The following is an 18,391-nucleotide window of genomic DNA, read 5'->3' on the forward strand; positions in this document are numbered from 1 at the left end:
CGGTCCACCGCGCCCTGTCCCTGCCCCGCCGCCGGTCGCCCGCCCGCCGCCGGTCGCGCGCCCACCGCCGGTCGCCCGCCCGCCGCCGGTCGCCCGCCCATCGCTGTCCGACTCGAACTGCCCCGCCCGCCCCGGCCCACTTCGGTCCGCCGCGCCCCGCCGACCGGCCCTCTCCCGTCCGACCCGTCCCACCCCACCCGCCCGCCTCAATCCGCGTCGGCGATCAAGGAGTTTGTGTCACTGCGGGAGCCCTCACAGGACACAAACTCCTTGATCGCCGGACGAGGGCGGGGCGGCGCGAGGGCGGGGCGGGGCGGGGCGGGGCGGGGCGGGGCGGGGCGGGGCGGGGCGGCGCTAGGGAGAGCGCGGTGCGGCGGTGCGGCCCTGTCCGGTGATGTCCTGGAAGCGCTGGACTGGGTCGTCCGCCTCGGGTGAGGTGGGGAGTAAGGGGTCAGCGGTCGGCGGCGGGGACCGGAGTGGGCTGGTCGGAAGGCTCGGGCACGTGCAGGCGCTTGGCGCGGCGGCGCAGCCACGCGGTGCTCACCACGCCGGCCAGCACGGCCAGCACCAGCCCGGCCCAGGAGATGTCCTTGAGCCAGTGCTCCGCGGCCTGCCCCACGTAGAACAACAGGTAGGTGGTGCCGAACGCCCACACCAGCCCGCCCGCGGCGTTCGCGACCAGGAACCGGCGGTACGGCACGCGCAGCGCCCCGGCCAGCGGGCCGGCGAGGATGCGCAGCAGCGCGACGAACCGCCCGAAGAACACCGCCCAGACGCCGTGCCGGGCGAAGCTCAGCTCGGCGCGGGCCAGGTGTGCCGGACCGAGGTGTTTCGGGAAGCGCCGGCCGAGCCGTTCCAGCAGTGGGCGACCTCCGCGCCGGCCCACGGCGTACCCGATGGAGTCGCCGAGGATGGCGCCGGTGGCCGCGGCGGCGGCCACCCATTCGGGCCCGACGGCGCCGGTGGCGGCGAGCAGGGCGGCACTGACCAGCACGATCTCGCCGGGCAACGGGATGCCCATGCTCTCCACGCCGATCACCACGCCCACGAGCAGGCAGATGAGGCCCGGTGGGAGGGCGGCGAGCCAGTGCTGTACGTCGACCACCTGCCGACCCTACCCGTGCCCGGTCACCCCGCGGGGGCCAGGAACTCCAGCCGGTTGCCGTGCGGGTCGTACGTGTGGAACCGCCGCATGCCGGGAATCTCGTCGTCGCCCCAGGTCACGGTGTGTCCGGCGGCGTCCAGGCGGGCGGCCAGCTCGTCGAGGTCGGGGCGCAGCAACGCGGGGTGCGCCTTGCGGGCGGGGCGGAAGTCGTCCTCGACGCCCAGGTGCAGCTCGGTGTCGTACCCGGTGAACCAGCAACCACCGCGGGCGGCGAGGGCCGGGGGTTTGGGCTTCTCGGTGAGGCCGAGCAGGCCGGTGTAGAAGGAGCGGGACGCGTCCTCGGAGCCGCGGGGGCAGGCGAGCAGGACGTGATGGATCATGGGGCACCTCCTCGTCCCGCAGCGTGGCACGAGGTTGCACGAATAGCAAGACGGACGTACGGTTTTGTTGAGACCGACGCAGGTAAGTGTTGCCTAAGCACGGCAGCGCCCCGGTCGGTGCGACAAACTGCTCAGGACTACTCACGGTCGCTGGTGTGAAGGAGTACGACGTGGCGAGCCTCGACACCTTCGGTGCGAAGACCCAGCTACGCGTCGGAGACGCGAGCTACGAGATTTTCAGGATCGACAAGGTGGAGGGCCACGAGCGACTGCCCTACAGCTTGAAGATCCTGCTGGAGAACCTGCTGCGGACCGAGGACGGCGCGAACATCACCGCCGACCACATCCAGCAGCTCGGCGCGTGGGACGCCACCGCCGACCCGAGCGTGGAGATCCAGTTCACCCCGGCCCGGGTGCTGATGCAGGACTTCACCGGCGTGCCCTGCGTGGTCGACCTGGCCACCATGCGCGAGGCGGTCCGAGACCTGGGCGGCGACGCCAGCAAGGTCAACCCGCTGGCCCCGGCCGAGCTGGTCATCGACCACTCGGTCATCGCCGACCTGTTCGGCCGCGCGGACGCCTTCGAGCGCAACGTCGAGCTGGAGTACGAGCGCAACAAGGAGCGCTACCAGTTCCTGCGCTGGGGCCAGACCGCGTTCAACGAGTTCAAGGTCGTCCCGCCGGGCACCGGCATCGTGCACCAGGTCAACATCGAGTACCTGGCCCGCACGATCATGGAGCGCAACGGCCAGGCGTACCCGGACACGGTCGTCGGCACCGACTCGCACACCACCATGGTCAACGGCCTGGGCGTGCTGGGCTGGGGCGTCGGCGGCATCGAGGCCGAGGCCGCGATGCTCGGCCAGCCGGTCAGCATGCTGATCCCCCGCGTGGTCGGCTTCAAGCTCTCCGGTGAGATGCCGGCCGGCACCACCGCCACCGACCTGGTGCTGACCATCACCGAGATGCTGCGCAAGCACGGCGTGGTCGGCAAGTTCGTCGAGTTCTACGGCCCGGGCGTGAGCGCGGTGCCGCTTGCCAACCGCGCCACCATCGGCAACATGTCGCCGGAGTACGGCTCGACCGTGGCGATCTTCCCGATCGACGCCGAGACCGTCCGCTACCTGGAGCTGACCGGCCGCGACGCGGCTCAGGTCGCGCTGGTCGAGGCGTACGCCAAGGAGCAGGGCCTCTGGCACGACCCGGAGCGCGAGCCGGAGTACTCCGAGCGCCTGGAGCTGGACCTCAGCACCATCGAGCCGTCGCTGGCCGGCCCGAAGCGCCCGCAGGACCGGGTGCCGCTCGGTAGCGCCAAGACGCTGTTCCGCGCCGCGCTCAGCGACTACGTGGCCGCCGACGAGACCGGTGGCGACCCGGGCCGCAAGCCGGGCGTGCCGCAGCAGGAGAAGCCGTTCGGCACCGACGGCCCGGCCGACGAGGCGTCGGCCGAGTCGTTCCCGGCCAGCGACTCCCCCGCCAACGGCGTGAACGACCCGGCGGACGCGCCGCGCGACCTGGAGACCGCCGCGGTGGGCGCGGGCGGCCGGGCCAGCAATCCGGTACGCGTGACCGGCGCCGACGGCGTCGAGTACGAACTGGACCACGGCGCCGTGGTGATCGCCGCGATCACCTCCTGCACCAACACCTCGAACCCGCAGGTCATGATCGGTGCCGCGCTGCTGGCCCGCAACGCGGTGGACAAGGGCCTGGCCCGCAAGCCGTGGGTGAAGACCACCCTGGCGCCGGGCTCGAAGGTCGTCATGGACTACTACGACCGCGCCGGCCTCACCCCGTACCTGGAGAAGCTCGGCTTCAACCTGGTCGGCTACGGCTGCACCACCTGCATCGGCAACTCCGGCCCGCTGCCGGAGGAGGTCTCCGCCGCCGTCAACGAGGGTGACCTCGCAGTCGTGTCGGTGCTGTCCGGCAACCGCAACTTCGAGGGCCGGATCAACCCGGACGTCAAGATGAACTACCTGGCGTCCCCGCCGCTGGTGGTCGCGTACGCGCTCGCCGGCACTATGGACATCGACCTGGCGAACGAGCCGATCGGTGAGGACGCCCAGGGCAACCCGGTGTTCCTGCGGGAGATCTGGCCGAACAGCGCCGAGATCCAGGACGTCATCGCCTCCGCGATCGGCGCGACCGGCTTCAGCGCCGCGTACGCCGACGTGTTCGCCGGTGACGAGCGCTGGCAGTCGCTGCCGACCCCGACCGGTGACACGTTCTCCTGGGACGGCGAGTCGACCTACGTGCGCAAGCCCCCGTACTTCGAGGGCATGCAGCAGGAGCCGGCCCCGGTGCAGGACATCGCCGACGCGCGGGTGCTGGCCAAGCTGGGCGACTCGGTGACCACCGACCACATCTCCCCGGCCGGTTCGATCAAGGCGGACTCCCCCGCCGGCAAGTACCTGGCCGAGCACGGCGTGGCCCGGCACGAGTTCAACTCGTACGGCTCCCGCCGGGGCAACCACGAGGTGATGATCCGGGGCACGTTCGCCAACATCCGGCTGCGCAACCAGCTCGTCCCGGGTGTCGAGGGCGGCTTCACGGTCAACCACCTGACCGGCGAGCAGACCTCGATCTACGACGCCTCGATGGCGTACCAGGAGGCGGGCGTCCCGCTGGTCATCCTGGCCGGCAAGGAGTACGGCTCCGGCTCGTCGCGTGACTGGGCGGCGAAGGGCACGATGCTGCTGGGCGTGAAGGCGGTCATCGCCGAGTCGTACGAGCGGATCCACCGCTCGAACCTGATCGGCATGGGCGTGCTGCCGCTGCAGTTCCCGGGCGGCGAGACCGCCGAGTCGCTGGGCCTGACCGGCACGGAGACGTTCTCGATCAGCGGCGTCACCGCGCTCAACGACGGCGACACCCCGCGCACGGTGAAGGTCACCACCGACACCGGCGTGGAGTTCGACGCCGTGGTCCGCATCGACACCCCGGGTGAGGCGGACTACTACCGCCACGGCGGCATCCTGCAGTACGTGCTGCGCCGCATGATCGCCAGCTGATCCCGTACGGCTGACACAGGGCCGCTTCCCGCTCCGGCGGGGAGCGGCCCTATTCGTGCACCTCATCCACCCTGCAAATTGCGACTCGATGGAATTCCCGCGGGCCGATCGCACATCCGACACTGCACAGAATCGACGTCCATGATTCGTTGACACGCCCCGAAGCCCGTCGATACGTTTCCGCTATCGCGATGAACCACGGGGGCGCTCCAGTTTTCGATACGGAAATCGAAAGACTGGGAAGGAATTCATGAAAACGTCGATGAGACTTCTGGCGTTGCCGATCCTGATCCTGCCGACGATCCTCGCCGGCGCTCCGGCTCAGGCCGCCACCGGCACCACGTCCGGCACCGCCGCTCCGGCCGCGGTCACCTCGATCGAGCGCAAGGCGGGGTCGTCGGCCGGGCAGGCCCGGGCGTACTGGACGGCCGAGCGCATGGCGGCGGCCACTCCCGCCGACGAGGTGGAGAAGGGCGCGGGCCCGGTCACCCGGAGCCCTGCGGCGGAGCGGGTGCGGCGCTTCGCGGAGGCGGTGGCGCCGAAGGACGGCAGCGGCTTCGGCACCCAGCTCAACGAATCGATCACGGTGGGGAAGATCTTCTACACCAGCTCGACCGACGGCCTGGGCCACTACTGCTCGGCGAGCGTGGTGAACAGCCCGGCGCGCAACATGGTGTTCACCGCCGCGCACTGCGTGCACGACGGGCCGGGCCGGGACTGGCACACCGCGAACTGGATGTTCGTGCCGTCGTACCGCAACGGCGCGCAGCCGTACGGCACCTGGGACTGGTCCACGCTGGCGGTGCCGAGCGGCTGGATCAGCACCCGTGAGCGGCAGTACGACGTGGCGGTCGCGCTCGTCTACGGCAGCCGGTCGATCGTGGACGCGGTCGGGGCCAACGGGCTGCTCACCGGCGGTGGCCGCGAGTACCACTACGACATCTTCGGCTACCCGAGCAACAAGGACAGCGGCGAGATCCAGTGGGTCTGCTCGGGCACGTCGAGGGACGCGGGCAGCAATCGGATCGAGATGAACTGCGGCTTCGGGGGCGGTTCGAGCGGCGGCCCGTGGTACTACAGCTACGACAACACCACCAGACGTGGTGACGTGCACGGGGTGATGAGCTACTCGAGCGGCTCGAACACGAACGGCTCGCCGTACTTCTCCGCCGCGGTGGTGGGGACGCTCTACAACACGTACGCGAACGACACCTGGTGAACGACGGTCCGCCTGGTGTGCCGCCCGGCGCACCAGGCGGACCGGCGCCAGTCAGACCGGCACCCGGCCCCGGAGGAGGCGACATGTCACATCGTGTGCTGCTCGGCGCGGCCGCCGTCGCGGCGCTCGCCGTCACCGCGGCCGTCGTGGTCCTCGCGGCGCGCGACGGCGGCGGGGCGCGACCGGCGCCGCCCGGCCCGGTGGTCGCGACGCACAATCCGAGCCCGGGCGCCACCGACCCGTCCGAATACTGGACGAGGGAACGAATGCGGGACGCGATCGGCGACTGAATCACCGAATTGCGTGCGCCGGATTGCGTGAGCCGGATTGCGCCTGCCGGATTCGAACGCCGGCGCACAGGTGCGCCGAATTCCCTCCCGCTCACGATCTCCGGCCGAGCCCGGCCGCAATTCCCATTTCAGCGAACATGCGCGCCGGAGTGACCACGCGCGCCGGTCAGCCGGCGGCGCTCTCCAGTACGGCCTTGAGCCGGGCCAGGTCCGCCTCCACGAGCGCGGTGTCCCGGTCGAAGTCCGTGTCGCTCATGCCGGGCATCCGCCGCAGGCTGAACACCACCTCGGTGGCGTCGCCGTCGGCGATGGCGCGCAACGGCACGTACACCGTCTCGCCCGACGGCGTCCGCACCTCGTGGTCGAGCACGCCGTACTCGTTGGCCGGTGCGAAGGTCAGCCGCGCCCGCCCTTCGGGTGTGTCCACGAACCAGTGGCCGTCGAGGGACACGACCGAGCCGCCGAGGCCCGGTGCCCAGCGGGTCAGGTTCGCCGGGTCGGCGGCGAAGGCGTAGACATCCGCGACCGTGCGGTCGATGTGGACGCTGAGGTGCCGGGTGTCAGTGGCCATGCGCCGATGGTGCCATGGCTGTCACACGCGCACGCTACGCTGCCGCCGATTCCCACCGGCACCCCCGAGAGGCAACCCCATGGGCATGATCTTCAACGCACGCCGGCTGCCCGCCGAGGAGCTGGCGGCGGTCCTCGCCGACCCGGAGAAGGTCGGCACCGTGTTCCAGGGTGGCCCGGACGAGCTCGACCTCGACAAGGCGTGGCACGGCCTGCACTACCTGCTGAACGGCACCACGTACGAGATCCGGGGCGACGCCGGACCGGCGATCGTCGGCGGCGACCCGATCGGGCCGGATCTCGGCATGGGCCCGGCCCGGCTGCTCATGCCGGACGCCGTGCGCGCCGTGGCCGCCGGGCTCGACGCGGTGGACGACGCGACGCTGCGGGCCCGCTTCGACCCGGAGGCCATGTCGGAGGCCGAGATCTACCCGCACATCTGGGACGACGGCGACGACGAGTTCGACAGCTACCTGCTGCCGAACTTCGCCGCACTGCGCGACTTCTACCGCGACGCGGCGGCGCGCGGAGACGCAGTGCTGCTCGCCGTCACCTGAGCCGCAGATCAGCGCGCGCCACCTGAGCGGCCGGAAACCGGCACGCGGCGCCGGGCGGGCGCCGGTAGCGTGCCGGCGTGGGACTCGACGCGTTCGTGTACTGCCGGTGCTGGCAGGACGGCCTCGCCACGCCGTGCCCGGTCGGGCCGGTCGGCTACGACGAGGACGGCTGGCTCGCGCTGGTGCAGGCCGGCGGGTACGACGGGGCCGCCGACAACGCCTTCTACGCGTGGATGACCGGAGACGCCTGCCCGCACCGGCACATGGAGATGGTCAGCGAGTGCGTGTCCAACTGGACCGGCGTACGCCTGTTCCAGCAGGCGTTGCGCGCGGCCGGCGAGCACCGTTTCCCGACGCTCGCCGCCGCGTTGCCGGACCTCAACGGCGGCTCGCTGCCCGCCGACCGGGCAGCGGTCGCGCTCGCCGAACTGGACGCGTTCGCACGCGCCGACCGGGTCACCGACGAGGTGGAGCTGATCGACGAGGCGACCGGCGCGGTCGTGATGCAGTACGTCGAGGCCTACCGCGGGTTGTTCATGTTCGGCCCGGCCTTTCAGGCGGGCGTCGATCCGGACGGTTTCTTCGTCCTCGACCGCGCCGACCCGCCGGTGACGCTGTTCCGGGCCGTGCGGTTCGGCCAGCGGCCGCTGCCCGGCGACCGGGTGGAGTTGACCGCCGGCGGGACGCGGACGGTGGTGGCGATGCGGCCGGTGGGCGAGCACGGCGAGCCGCCGCCCGAACGGCTCGCGGTACGGACCCGGAGCCGGTCGGGCGGCGACTTCGCCTACATCGTGGAGCCGCTGCGCCGGCTGTGCGCGGCGTCGGTGGCGACCGGCAATCCGGTCATGTGGTGCTGACGGGCCACCCTCGCCAGCCGGCCCGCGCGAGTCCGCACCGCGCTCTGACGGACCACCGCATGTCCGGGCGTGTCGTCCGGGGAAGTGACGTCACCTGAGACGGTATACCTCAGAGTCATAGTTATGACTCTGAGGTATACCGCTCGACAGCAATATGTCCCGCCGTGAGCGTCACGCTCAGTCACGTCTAGAAGAGCACAGGTCCGGCCGAGCGCCGTCGCCGCTCACTGACCGGAGTCACCACGGGATCACGCCCGCGTCCTCGAAGTAGCCGCCGGTCGGCCCGTCGTCCGGCAGCGTCGCCAGCCGGATTCCGATCGCCGCGCCCTGTTGCGGAGTCCGCACGCCCCGGAAGCCGTTGAGGTCGGTCGCGGTGAAACCCGGGCAGGCGGCGTTGATCAGAATGCCCGTGCCGGCGAGCGCCCGCGCGTACTGGATCGTCACCGCGTTGAGCATGCTCTTCGACGGCGAGTACGCCACCGACAGCGGCCCGGTCTGATGTTCGCCCTCCGAGGCGCTCTGCCGAGTCAGCGAGCCGACGCCACTGGACATGTTGACGATCCGGGGCGAGGCCGAGCGGCGCAGCAACGGCAGCATCGCCTCGGTCACCCGGACCACGCCGATCACGTTCACCTCGACCGCGGTCCGGATGGTCGCGAGGTCCACGTCCCCCGGGTGCTGGGGCACGCCGCCTGTCACGCCCGCGTTGTTGACGAGCACGTCCAGCCCGCCGGCCTCCGTCTCCAGCAGCCGGGCGGCGGCGGTCACGCTCGCGTCGTCGGTGACGTCCAGCGGTACGCCGAACGCGTCCACGCCGCCCGCCCGCAGCTTCGCCACCGCCTCGGCGAGCCGCTGCTCGTCCCGGGCGCCGACGCCCACCCGCCAGCCCAGCGCGCCCAGGCCGGCCGCGATCTCGTACCCGATTCCCTTGTTCGCGCCGGTCACCAGCGCGGTCGTCCGTTCGCTCATGGTCTCGATCCTGTCCGCGCGGCGTTCGGGCCTCCAACACCACCTCGGTAGCGAGCGATACCCGACGGGTATCGATCCGGCGGTACGGTGGCGGGATGGAGACGCGGGAGCTTCGCTACTTCGTCGCGGTCGCCGAGGAACTGCACTTCGGCCGCGCCGCGCGCCGCCTCGGCATCGCGCAGCCGCCGCTGTCGCGGGCGATCCGCCAGCTCGAACGGCGCCTCGGCGTGACGCTGCTGGAACGGGACAGCCGCCGCGTCGCGCTCACCGCCGCAGGTGCGGTGCTGCTACGGGAGGGCCGGGCCGCCCTGGACGCCGTGGACGCCGCCGGCCGCCGTACCCGCCGCGCCGGTGAGGCCGCGAACGGCGGCCCCGGGCTGGTGCTGGCGACGAAGGCGGGTGCATCGAGCGAGCTGCTGCCGAAACTGCTCGACGCGTACGCGGCCGAGCCGGACGCGGTCCCCGTCGAGGTGCTGCTGTGCGGCATCGGCGAGCAGGAACGGCTGCTGCGCGACGGGCGGGCCGACGTGGCGCTGCTGCACCTGCCGTTCGACTCGACCACGGGGCTGGACACCGAGGAACTGGTCACCGAGCAGCAGGTGGCGGTCCTGCCGGCCGGACATCCGCTGGCTCGGCGGCCGCACCTGCTGATGGCCGAGGTGGAGACGCTGCCCGGCCTGCCGATGCCGCGCTGGCCCCGGGCCGACGGGTCGTACCCGGACGGTCCGGGCCCCGAGGTCCGGGACCACGCCCAGTTGTTCCAGCTCATCGCGCTCGGCCGCACCGCGGTGGTGCTGCCGGAGTCGGTCCGGTCGCTGCTGCTCGCCGACCTGGCCGCCGTGCCGGTGCCGGACGCCCCGGCGGTGACCACTGTGATCGCGTGGCCGCCGCACAGCCGGTCCCGGCCACTCGCCGCCCTGATCCGGACCGCCACCCGCCTCTGACCGCTCCTAGGCGGGCAGATCCTTGCGCATCTGCTGGGTGACGACCCGGTAGCCGGACCTCTCGTACAGCTTGCGTGCCGTCTCGTTGGCGCCGAAGACGTTCAGCTCCAGCGCCCGGGCGCCGTGCTCCCGGGCCGCCCGCTCCCCGGCCGCGAGCAGCGCCCGCCCGAGGCCCCGGCCCCGGTGCCCGGCGGCCACCTCGATGTCGTAGAGGAATGCGCAGTCGGCGAGACCGCGCGGGTGGCTCAGGCCGATCCACAGCCAGCCGACCGGTGAGCCGTCGGCCAGTTCGCCGACCAGGAACAGCATGCCGGGCGTGGCCATGCCCTGCGGCAGGAAGCCGGCGGTGGCCTCCCGGGCCCGGTCGAGCGCCTCCTCGGGCGTCCAGTTGCCGGCCGTGACGTGCTCCCGCGCGTACCCGGCGGCCAGCTCGTCCTGCCATCTGTCGAACTCGTCCGGGTTCATCGCCCGGACCGTCACCTCGGTCATCGCCACTCCCCCGTCGATGTGTGACAGTTCAGTCCTCGGCGGCGCGGCGGCGCGCCTCCCGCAGCTTCATGGCGTGCTCCAGCAGCGTGATCAGCACCTCCTTGGCCGACTCCCGCTTGCGTGCGTCGCACAGCACCACCGGTACGCCCGGGTCCAGGTCGAGCGCGGCCTGCACCTCGTCGAGACGGAACGTCTTGGCGCCCTCGAAGCAGTTCACCGCCACCACGAAGGGCGTACCGCGCCCCTCGAAGTAGTCGATCGACGGGAAGCAGTCGGCCAGCCGGCGGGTGTCGGCGAGCACCACCGCACCGAGCGCGCCGAGCGCCAGCTCGTCCCAGACGAACCAGAACCGGTCCTGCCCGGGCGTGCCGAACAGGTAGAGCACCAGGTCGTCGCTGATGGTGATGCGGCCGAAGTCCATCGCCACCGTGGTGGTCGACTTCTCCTCGATGCCGGACAGGTCGTCGATGCCGATCCCGGTCTCGGTCAGCACCTCCTCGGTGCGCAGCGGCCGGGTCTCGCTGACCGCGCCGACCATTGTGGTCTTGCCGACGCCGAACCCGCCCGCGATCAGGATCTTGATCGCGGTGGGCAGCGGCGCGGCGCCCGCCGGCCGCTCAGAGCGCCCGTAGTCCATTGATTACCGCCTCGAAAACGTGCTCGTCGGGAAGGCCGGCGGTGGTCGCGCGCGGCTCGCGTACCTGTACCAGGCTGCGGGCGGCCAGGTCTCCGAGGAGGACCCGGACCGTGCCCACCGGCAGGTCGAGATGGGCGGCGATCTCGGCCACGGAGAGGATCCGCTGGCAGAGGCCGACGATCGCCACGTGCTCCGGGCCCAGCCCGGACTCCGACCCGACATCGGTGCGGGTCGAGGTGACCAGCGAGATCAGGTCGAACGTGCCGGTGACCGGGCGGGCCCGGCCTCCGGTCACCGCGTACGGGCGCACCACCGGGCCGGCGTGGTCGTCCACCCACTCCTGCTCCGCGGAGTCCCCCCGGCCGGTCATAGTGCCGCGTTCTCGCCGAGGGGCTGTTCCCGGGTCGGTGACGCGACGAACCGGCCGACCCGGGTGACGAGCATGGCCATCTCGTACGCGATCAGGCCGACGTCCGCGTCCTCCGAGGCCAGCACCGCCAGGCAGGCGTTGCGCCCGGCCGCGGTGACGAACAGGAAGGAGGACTGCATCTCGATGATGGTCTGCTGTACCTGTCCGCCACCGAATCGCTTGCCCGCGCCGCGTGCCAGGCTCTGGATGCCCGCCGCCATGGCCGCCAGGTGCTCGCCGTCGTCCCGGCTCAATCCGCGAGACGAGGCCATCAACAGTCCGTCGGTGGAGAGCGCCACGGCGTGCTCCGCCTGCTTGACCCGGCCGACCAGGTCATCCAGCAGCCACGTCAGATCCGCGCTCGAAGCCGTCTTCTGCGCCACTCGTCGTCCTCATCTTCCCGGCTGGTGTGCCGTCAGCTTCCGGTTTCCGTCGCGTCGACGTCCCGGTCAGGTAACCTGCTCGTCCGCGTCGGCCGGCCCACCGCCGGCCCCCTGCGCTCCGCCGAGCAGGCGCGCGGCATCGGTACGGCCGCGGCGGGTGCCGCTCTGGTAGGAGCTCATCATCCGGCGCACCTGCTCCGGTGCACGCGCCGTGTCGTCGTCGGCGGCGTCGTCGTCCGCCGCGTTCTGGTCGTGCCGCAGCTCCGGCACGAGGCTGGCCTGGCGTACCCGGACCGGCAGTCCCGCGTCGGTGACCGGCGCCGTCTCCGCCTCGGTCTCCGGCTCCGTCGCCGGCGACGCCTCTGCCGCGTCCGTCGTGGCGGCCGGCCGCCGCTCCACCACTGCCAGCTCCGTGGTGGGCCCCGCCACCGCGGGCTGCCGCTTGCGGGTGCGCGCGGGCAGCCCGGACGGGGTCAGCCGGGGCGCCCGCGTCACCGGCTCCGGCACCTGCGGGGCGGGCTCGGCCGGCTGGTCCGGTTCGGCGGCGCCGTCCGGGCCGGACGGGGTCGCCGGTCCGTCGCCGGCCGGCGTGCTCCGCACCGGGTCCGGCGCGGGTGCCGCGGGCAGGGCCGTCCCGGGTGCGGGAAGGGCGTCGGCCCCGTCGGCGGTGATCAGTTCACGCGGGATGAGCACCACCGCCGTGGTCCCGCCGTACGCGGACTCCTTGAGCTGCACCTTGACGCCGTGCCGCTCGGTGAGCCGGCTGACCACGAACAGGCCGAGCCGGGCGGCATCGGCGAGGTTCAGCTCGGACCGGTCCACGATGCGCGCGTTGGCGGCGGCCAGCTCGTCGGCGCTCATGCCGAGACCGCGGTCCTCGATCTCGATGGCGAAGCCGTTCGCCACCAGCTGACCGCGTACCTCCACTGTGGTCTGCGGCGGGGAGAACGAGAGTCCGTTCTCGATCAGCTCGGCCAGCAGGTGGATCACGTCACCGACGGCACGGCCGGTGAGCGACACCTCGCCGAGCGGACGCACGGTGACCCGGGTGTAGTCCTCGACCTCGGCGACCGCGCCGCGCACCACGTCGACCATGGGGACGTTACGCCGCCAGGCCCGGCCCGGCGTCGAGCCGGAGAGCACGATCAGGTTCTCCGCGTTACGCCGCATCCGGGTGGCCAGGTGGTCGACCCGGAACAGGTCCTCCAGCTCCTCGGCGTCGTGCTCGCGCCGTTCCATCGCGTCCAGCAGCGTCAGCTGCCGGTGCACGAGCGCCTGGGTGCGCCGGGCCAGGCTCAGGAACACGTCGCGGACGCTGCGGCGCAGCTCGGCCTGCTCGACGGCGGTGCGGACGGCGGTCTCCTGCACGACGTTGAACGCCTTGCCCACCTGGCCGATCTCGTCGTCGCCGAACTGCAGGGGTGGCGCCTCGCGGGCGACGTCCACCTCCTCGCCGCGGCCCAGCCGGTCCACCACGCTCGGCAGGCGTTCGTGGGCCAGCTTGAAGGCGGCCTCGCGGAGCCGTTCGAGCTGGCGGACGAGCGCCCGGGCCGTGGTGATCGAGACGACCACGGAGGCGATGACGGCGATCAGGCCGAGGCCGGCGGCGAGCACCAGCCGTACGATGACGCCGATCGCGACCGGCATCGCCCGGGACACGATGTCCTCACCGCCGGCGAGGATCACCTCGCGCAGGTCGGCCATCGCCTTCTCGGCGGCGGCCTGCCACGCCGCGGCGGTCACCGGCGGGCGCACCTCGGCGCCCTTGGCCGCGAGCACCTGGTCCTGGAGCGTGCGGAGCTGCTGGAACGCCTCGCCCTCGACCATCCGCTCGAAGCGGGCACGGTCGCCGGGGGCGAGTTCGCGGGCGGTGCGGTCGGCGAGGAACCACTGCGCGCCGACCAGGCGGGCGAACGCGGTCTGCTCGCCGACGGTGATCCGGTTGGCCGCGATCGCGCCGGTGAGCAGCGCGTCCTGTTGGGACAGCAGTTCCCGGGACCGGTTGAGGTCGATCAGCGCGGCGGTGTCCTTGGCGATCTCGTCGTCGTCGAGGCCGCCGAGGGCGTCGAAGACCGCGAAGATCCCGTCGACCGCCTCGTCGTACGCGATGAGCGTGGTGGTCCGGTCGATGGTCTTGCGGCTGACGTCGGCGCGGATCTGGCCGAGCTGGTCCAGTTCGGTCTTCAGCTCGTCGAGCCGCTGCATCAGCTCCTCGCTGGCCGGGATCTCGGTGCGCCAGTCCCGCACCGAGCGCCACAGCGCGCCGGCGGTCTCGTCGGTACGCGCGCGCTGGGCCTCCAGCTCCTGCAGCCGGCTCGGGTCGGACTCACCGAGGTAGCGCAGCGACAGCCGGCGTTCGGCCTGCAACTCCTGCAGCAGCGGGTCGCTCGGCTCGAAGACGCGCGCGTTGAGCGTCTGCACGCCGAGCAGGTTGAATCCGTCCCGTACGGTCACCCACGCGGCGAACGCCCAGAGCGCGGTCAGCGACGCCAGCAGCGCGATGATCTTCGTACGGAGATTCGTACTGCGGGAACCCATCACACCGTCCTGGCCCGGTCTTCGGTCGGTCCGAAATCCGATCGACTCCGGCGCACGCTAGCAGCCGTCGTGAACCTCATTCAAGCGATCCTGATCATGGTAGGTGCGGCCCCGGTCCGGGTCGCCCCGGCACGGCCGGAGGCCGCCAGCACCGCGGCGCGCACGATCCGCGTCGGGCGGTAGAGGTCCTTGTCGTGCCATAGTGCCGGTTCACCGTCGCATCCGTCCAGCTCGGACAGTCGACGACGCCCCCGCGCCAGCGCCGACGTGATCCGGGGGTCACCGGGCCGGCCCGCGTCGGCCAGGGCGAGCACCCCGTACGCGGTCTCCTCGGCGGTGCCGTCCCACCGTCCCCAGGAGCCGTCCGGGCGCTGCGTGTCCAGCAGCCAGGCCACCCCGCGCTCGACGGCGGTACGCGCCGCGCCGTCCGGCGCGTGGTCGGCCAGCGCCAGCAGCACCGCGTACGTGGCGTAGTACGGCGAGGCGTGCCAGCGGTCCTCCCACCGCCCGTCCGGCTCCTGCCGTTCCAGCAGCCACTCGGTGACCCGGCGCCGGGCTCCGGTGACGCCGGGTGCGCTCGGATGCTCGCCGAGCGCGTCGAGCACGTGCGCGTTGGTGGTCAGGGACGCACCGTCCTCCCCCGGCCAGGTGCAGAAGTGCGCTCCGGTGTCGAACCCGTCCAGCGCCGCGACGCCGGGTGCGCGGCCGAGCCGGGCCAGCGCGTAGAGCGTGACCGCCGTGGTGTCGGCGTCGGCGGGCAGGCCGGGCGCGGTGGCCGCGCCGGACGCTCCGACCGCGGCGCGCAGCTCGGTCAGCACCGGCTCGGGCGTGCCGACCGGCACGCCGGCGCGGACCAGGATGCCGAGCACCCAGGCTCGCTCGAACACGGTGATCGGGCTCGCGCAGGGCACCGGGCCGGGCCGGGACACAGCGTTCAGGTAGTCCAGCGCGGGGCCGGGTTCCGGGCCGCCCAGCCAGGCGGCGGTGGCGGCCGGTGAGGCGCCGACCGCGCCGCTGGCCGAGGGGCGCACGCCGGGCGCCCGGTACGCCAGCTCGCCCGCCACCTCCAGCGCGTGCGCCAGCTTCTCCGGCACCGGCCGTCCGGTGGCGAGCAGTCCGCGTACCCGGGTCAGGCGGGCCGGGTCGAGACCGGCCGGCAGCGGCAGGCGGGGCCGGCCGGCCCACTCGGCCAGCCCGGGTGGCGGCCCGGCCGGGCCGTCGAGGTGCCGGTCCACGGCGGTGAGCAGCGCCGGCACGATCAGGTCGGTGGCCGGCAGGTCCGGCGGGGTGCCGTCGCGCAGCGCGCCGGTCAGGTACGTCAGTCCCCGGCGCGCGGCGTCGGCGGGCGCGGCGGACGGCCCGTCGCGGTGCAGCACTGCGAGCAGGGCCTCGACCGCGCTGAGCGTCGGCACCAGCGCGTACCCGCCGGGGCCGCCCCAGCCGCCGTCCGGGCGCTGCCGGTCCAGCAGCCAGGCCACGCGCCGGTCGTGGCCGTCGAGCCAGGGCGCGAGCGCGACCAGCCGTCCGGTCTCGTAGACCGACGGTGACGTCTGCCCCTCCGGTTCACCGCCGAGCGCGGTGATCAGGTCGTGCGTGGTCCCGGACCGGGTGGCGGGCACCGGCCCGGCGGTGAGCGTCACCGCACGCCCCAGAAGTCGGTGTTCCGGTAGAAGCCGGTGGTGAAGCCGAGCTGCCGGGACAGGAAGCCGGCCTCCCGCGGCACCTCGCCGGCCAGCTTCGCCAGCAGGACGCGGCAGTGGTCGACCTGCTCGGCGAAGAGCCGCTCGACCTCGGCCGGATCGTCCACGAGCAGCAGCGCGTTGAGGTCGCCGGACTCGGCGTCGCGGCGGTGGGTGCCGAGGTCGTTGACCAGGCGCAGGGCCCGCTGGACCTCGTCGCCGACCTCGATCAGCCGGGCCAGCGTGGCGGCGTCGGACACCGATCCGGTGTGGATCCAGTGCGCCACGTTCACCACGGTGGCGGCGAGGTTGTCGGCGTTGGCGAGGTATTCGGCGAGCGTGGGACGGCCGGTGTGCCGCCAGTCCCACTCGCGGGCCATCGCGTCGAGCGTGCGGGCCATCGTGTCGCGCCAGAGGCCGCGCAGCGCCGGATAGGCGGGTGCGGCGGCGACGTCGTCGCGCAGCTCGGCAAGGAACCGGCCCAGCGGGTCGGCGGACTCGCCGCCGTCGAGCACGTCCAGGCAGACGGTGGTGATCCGGTCGACCTCGGCCCGGCTGGTGGCCTGGTGGTCGACCAGCCAGTCGACGGCGAAGCCCCACAGCACCGCGCGGTTGGTCACCGCGAGTTCGGCGGCGGTGTGCCAGGGGGCGCTGAACGCCATCGCCTGCGCGATGCTGCTGAACAGTGTCGCGTCGAACGGGTCGCCGGGGAACAGCTCGGGGTGCGCGGCGGCGGCCCTGCGCAGGCCGCGCTGGCCCTGCGCGGCGAGCGCGCAGACCCGGCCCTGCTCGGCGGCGACCGCCAGCGGATCGGGTGTCGGCCCGTCGGTCATGCCGGCTCCGTCCGCCCGGCGGCGACGAGCGTCAGCTCGACGCGTTCGCGTGGCCGCAGCGCCGCGGCCAGCCGCAGTCCGGGTACGCCGGGGCGGTGCAGCCGGAAGCGGTAGCGGCTGAGCATGGTGGCGAGGATGAGCTGGGCCTCCAGGTAGAACAGGTACATCCCGAGGCACTGGTGCGGCCCGCCGCCGAACGGGAAGTGGGCGTACCGGTGGCGGGCGCGGACGCGCTCGGGGCGGAACCGTTCCGGGTCGAACTCGTCCGGGCGGTCCCAGAACTGCCGCATCCGCTGGGTGATCAGCGGGCTGACCGCCATCGTGGCGCCGGGCTCGATCGGCACGCCGTCGATGACGTCCCCGGCGACCGCGCGGCGCGGGATGATCCACCCGATCGGATAGAGCCGCAGCAGCTCGTCCAGCACCATCCGGGTGTACGTGAGCCGGCTCAGGTGCTCGCGGCGTACCGGCTCGCCGCCGACCACCTCGTCGATCTCGGCGTAGAGCCGCTCGGCCACCTCGGGGTGCTGGTCCAGGTGCGGCCAGGCCCAGGTCAGCACGTTGATGGTGGTCTCCGTGGTGGCGGCGAACATCGCCACTGTGTCGTTGCGGACCTGCCGCTCGTCGAGCTGCCGCCCGTCGTCGGTGCGGGCCTGCCAGAGCGTCGAGATGACGTCGTCGCCCTGGTCGGCGGACTCCCGCGTCTCGCGGACGATCGGCACCAGCACGTCGTCGACGATGCGGACGGCACGGGCGAACGTGCGGTCGCCGGGCATCGGCAGGGACAGCGGCGCGAACGGCACGATGATCCGGGGGATGACGGCGGTGGCGATCCGGTCCTGCGCCTCGATCACGCGCATCGCGTCCGGCACCGAGATCCGGTCGGCGAACAGCACCTTCATGATCGCCCGGCTGACGATGCGCGCCTGCTCCACGCCGATGTCGACCGGCTGCCCGGCGCGGGCCGGCTCGTCCAGCTCGTCGACCGCGTCGCGGATGGCGTCGGCCATCCCGTCGACCAGCGCCTCGACCCGCTTGGCGGTGAACATCGGCTGGAGCATCCGGCGGCTGGCCGACCAGATCTGCCCCTCGCCGAGGATCCCCTCGCCGAACAGGCGCTTGACCGGGCGCCAGAACAGCCCGTCACCGGCCCGTTCGTAGTTGTCCGCCCGGTCACGCAGGACGTGCTGCACGTGCTTGGGGTGGGTGACCAGGTAGGGGCGGAACGAGCCGAGGTTGAGCCGGACCAGTTCACCTTCGGTACGGTTGCCGATGTCGATGAGTGCCCGGGCGGGGTCGCGGAGCACCGCCGGCAGGATCTGCCGCAGCGGCACGGTTCGGGGTCGGCCGGTGGGCCTCGGTGTGTCCGTCGGTTCGGGCACCTGAACGCTCCCTCGGTTGACTCAGGGTCGCGACTCCGTATCGACCCGTGACGTTGCTCGCGAGCATGCCATCCTGAGCCGCAGATCAAAAGGCAGGTCGGAGGATATTTCACGTAACAACAATCTCTTTGTCGAGAAT

The 18,391-nt window shown here is 72.6% G+C and carries 18 protein-coding genes; 6 read left to right on the forward strand and 12 right to left on the reverse strand.

The features are described from left to right. Positions 1–451 precede the first annotated feature (451 nt). Positions 452–1,105 carry a DedA family protein gene (locus OC439_RS17710; protein ID WP_262014385.1) on the reverse strand — a complete coding sequence of 218 codons (654 nt, stop codon included), beginning with the start codon at positions 1,103–1,105 and terminating at the stop codon, positions 452–454. 23 nt (positions 1,106–1,128) lie between these two features. Then, on the reverse strand, positions 1,129–1,485 hold the full coding sequence (locus tag OC439_RS17715) for a VOC family protein (RefSeq protein ID WP_262014386.1): 357 nt from the start codon (positions 1,483–1,485) through the stop codon (positions 1,129–1,131). Positions 1,486–1,640: 155 nt separating this feature from the next. Between OC439_RS17715 and OC439_RS17720 the strand changes: the two genes are divergently transcribed. From OC439_RS17720 to OC439_RS17730, 3 genes are all read left to right on the forward strand, one after another. Beyond that, positions 1,641–4,496: an aconitate hydratase gene (locus OC439_RS17720; protein WP_262014387.1), complete on the forward strand. Its 2,856-nt coding sequence runs from the start codon at positions 1,641–1,643 to the stop codon at positions 4,494–4,496. 262 nt (positions 4,497–4,758) lie between these two features. Continuing rightward, the gene (locus OC439_RS17725; RefSeq protein WP_262014388.1) at positions 4,759–5,715 is read left to right on the forward strand and encodes a trypsin-like serine peptidase; all 957 of its coding nucleotides are present in this window, start codon (positions 4,759–4,761) and stop codon (positions 5,713–5,715) included. A gap of 83 nt (positions 5,716–5,798) precedes the next feature. Further along, positions 5,799–6,005 (forward strand): hypothetical protein, encoded by a 207-nt coding sequence (locus tag OC439_RS17730; protein WP_262014389.1) that lies wholly within the window; start codon positions 5,799–5,801, stop codon positions 6,003–6,005. 166 nt (positions 6,006–6,171) lie between these two features. Here OC439_RS17730 and OC439_RS17735 read toward each other — a convergent pair whose 3' ends face one another. Beyond that, positions 6,172–6,576, reverse strand: a complete 405-nt coding sequence (locus OC439_RS17735) for an SRPBCC family protein (RefSeq protein ID WP_262014390.1) — start codon at positions 6,574–6,576, stop codon at positions 6,172–6,174. 85 nt (positions 6,577–6,661) lie between these two features. Between OC439_RS17735 and OC439_RS17740 the strand changes: the two genes are divergently transcribed. Together OC439_RS17740 and OC439_RS17745 are read left to right on the forward strand one after the other, a co-directional pair. After that, positions 6,662–7,132: a YfbM family protein gene (locus tag OC439_RS17740; protein ID WP_262014391.1), complete on the forward strand. Its 471-nt coding sequence runs from the start codon at positions 6,662–6,664 to the stop codon at positions 7,130–7,132. A 77-nt stretch (positions 7,133–7,209) separates the two neighbouring features. Beyond that, complete coding sequence (locus tag OC439_RS17745; protein ID WP_262014392.1) at positions 7,210–7,989, forward strand: hypothetical protein; 780 nt, start codon at positions 7,210–7,212, stop codon at positions 7,987–7,989. 237 nt (positions 7,990–8,226) lie between these two features. Here OC439_RS17745 and OC439_RS17750 read toward each other — a convergent pair whose 3' ends face one another. Further along, a complete protein-coding gene (locus OC439_RS17750; RefSeq protein ID WP_262014393.1) occupies positions 8,227–8,958 on the reverse strand; it encodes an SDR family oxidoreductase in 732 nt (243 codons plus the stop codon). A gap of 95 nt (positions 8,959–9,053) precedes the next feature. Here OC439_RS17750 and OC439_RS17755 point away from each other — a divergent pair, with 95 nt between their 5' ends. Further along, complete coding sequence (locus OC439_RS17755; RefSeq protein ID WP_262014394.1) at positions 9,054–9,902, forward strand: LysR family transcriptional regulator; 849 nt, start codon at positions 9,054–9,056, stop codon at positions 9,900–9,902. Between the two features lie 6 nt (positions 9,903–9,908). On the opposite strand, the gene OC439_RS17760 is transcribed toward OC439_RS17755, so the two are convergent. From OC439_RS17760 to OC439_RS17795, 8 genes are all read right to left on the reverse strand, one after another. Further along, entirely contained in the window at positions 9,909–10,391 is a 483-nt protein-coding gene (locus OC439_RS17760) for a GNAT family N-acetyltransferase (RefSeq protein WP_262014395.1), read from the reverse strand. 28 nt (positions 10,392–10,419) lie between these two features. Then, complete coding sequence (locus OC439_RS17765; protein WP_013287415.1) at positions 10,420–11,028, reverse strand: GTP-binding protein; 609 nt, start codon at positions 11,026–11,028, stop codon at positions 10,420–10,422. After that, positions 11,009–11,398 carry a DUF742 domain-containing protein gene (locus tag OC439_RS17770; RefSeq protein WP_013287416.1) on the reverse strand — a complete coding sequence of 130 codons (390 nt, stop codon included), beginning with the start codon at positions 11,396–11,398 and terminating at the stop codon, positions 11,009–11,011. The genes OC439_RS17765 and OC439_RS17770 overlap by 20 nt, the downstream gene beginning before the upstream one ends. Next, a complete protein-coding gene (locus tag OC439_RS17775) occupies positions 11,395–11,820 on the reverse strand; it encodes a roadblock/LC7 domain-containing protein (RefSeq protein ID WP_262014396.1) in 426 nt (141 codons plus the stop codon). The genes OC439_RS17770 and OC439_RS17775 overlap by 4 nt, the downstream gene beginning before the upstream one ends. Positions 11,821–11,886: 66 nt before the next feature. Beyond that, entirely contained in the window at positions 11,887–14,358 is a 2,472-nt protein-coding gene (locus tag OC439_RS17780) for a nitrate- and nitrite sensing domain-containing protein (protein ID WP_262014397.1), read from the reverse strand. Between the two features lie 80 nt (positions 14,359–14,438). Continuing rightward, a complete protein-coding gene (locus OC439_RS17785) occupies positions 14,439–15,998 on the reverse strand; it encodes a prenyltransferase/squalene oxidase repeat-containing protein (RefSeq protein WP_262014398.1) in 1,560 nt (519 codons plus the stop codon). After that, positions 15,995–16,870 (reverse strand): terpene synthase family protein, encoded by an 876-nt coding sequence (locus OC439_RS17790; protein WP_262014399.1) that lies wholly within the window; start codon positions 16,868–16,870, stop codon positions 15,995–15,997. Before OC439_RS17790 ends, OC439_RS17785 begins: the two co-directional genes overlap by 4 nt. Next, complete coding sequence (locus tag OC439_RS17795) at positions 16,867–18,204, reverse strand: cytochrome P450 (protein WP_262014431.1); 1,338 nt, start codon at positions 18,202–18,204, stop codon at positions 16,867–16,869. The genes OC439_RS17790 and OC439_RS17795 overlap by 4 nt, the downstream gene beginning before the upstream one ends. Positions 18,205–18,391 lie beyond the last annotated feature (187 nt).

This window comes from Micromonospora sp. Mcm103 (assembly GCF_024519755.1).
Classification (GTDB): domain Bacteria; phylum Actinomycetota; class Actinomycetes; order Mycobacteriales; family Micromonosporaceae; genus Micromonospora; species Micromonospora aurantiaca.

Coding starts and splice junctions, on each gene's coding strand:
- OC439_RS17780 (WP_262014397.1), bottom strand. CDS start 14,358: ATGGGTTCCCGCAGTACGAATCTCCGTACGAAGATCATCGCGCTGCTG.
- OC439_RS17760 (WP_262014395.1), bottom strand. CDS start 10,391: ATGACCGAGGTGACGGTCCGGGCGATGAACCCGGACGAGTTCGACAGA.
- OC439_RS17755 (WP_262014394.1), top strand. CDS start 9,054: ATGGAGACGCGGGAGCTTCGCTACTTCGTCGCGGTCGCCGAGGAACTG.
- OC439_RS17725 (WP_262014388.1), top strand. CDS start 4,759: ATGAGACTTCTGGCGTTGCCGATCCTGATCCTGCCGACGATCCTCGCC.
- OC439_RS17750 (WP_262014393.1), bottom strand. CDS start 8,958: ATGAGCGAACGGACGACCGCGCTGGTGACCGGCGCGAACAAGGGAATC.
- OC439_RS17790 (WP_262014399.1), bottom strand. CDS start 16,870: ATGACCGACGGGCCGACACCCGATCCGCTGGCGGTCGCCGCCGAGCAG.
- OC439_RS17730 (WP_262014389.1), top strand. CDS start 5,799: ATGTCACATCGTGTGCTGCTCGGCGCGGCCGCCGTCGCGGCGCTCGCC.
- OC439_RS17735 (WP_262014390.1), bottom strand. CDS start 6,576: ATGGCCACTGACACCCGGCACCTCAGCGTCCACATCGACCGCACGGTC.
- OC439_RS17765 (WP_013287415.1), bottom strand. CDS start 11,028: ATGGACTACGGGCGCTCTGAGCGGCCGGCGGGCGCCGCGCCGCTGCCC.
- OC439_RS17740 (WP_262014391.1), top strand. CDS start 6,662: ATGATCTTCAACGCACGCCGGCTGCCCGCCGAGGAGCTGGCGGCGGTC.
- OC439_RS17770 (WP_013287416.1), bottom strand. CDS start 11,398: ATGACCGGCCGGGGGGACTCCGCGGAGCAGGAGTGGGTGGACGACCAC.
- OC439_RS17715 (WP_262014386.1), bottom strand. CDS start 1,485: ATGATCCATCACGTCCTGCTCGCCTGCCCCCGCGGCTCCGAGGACGCG.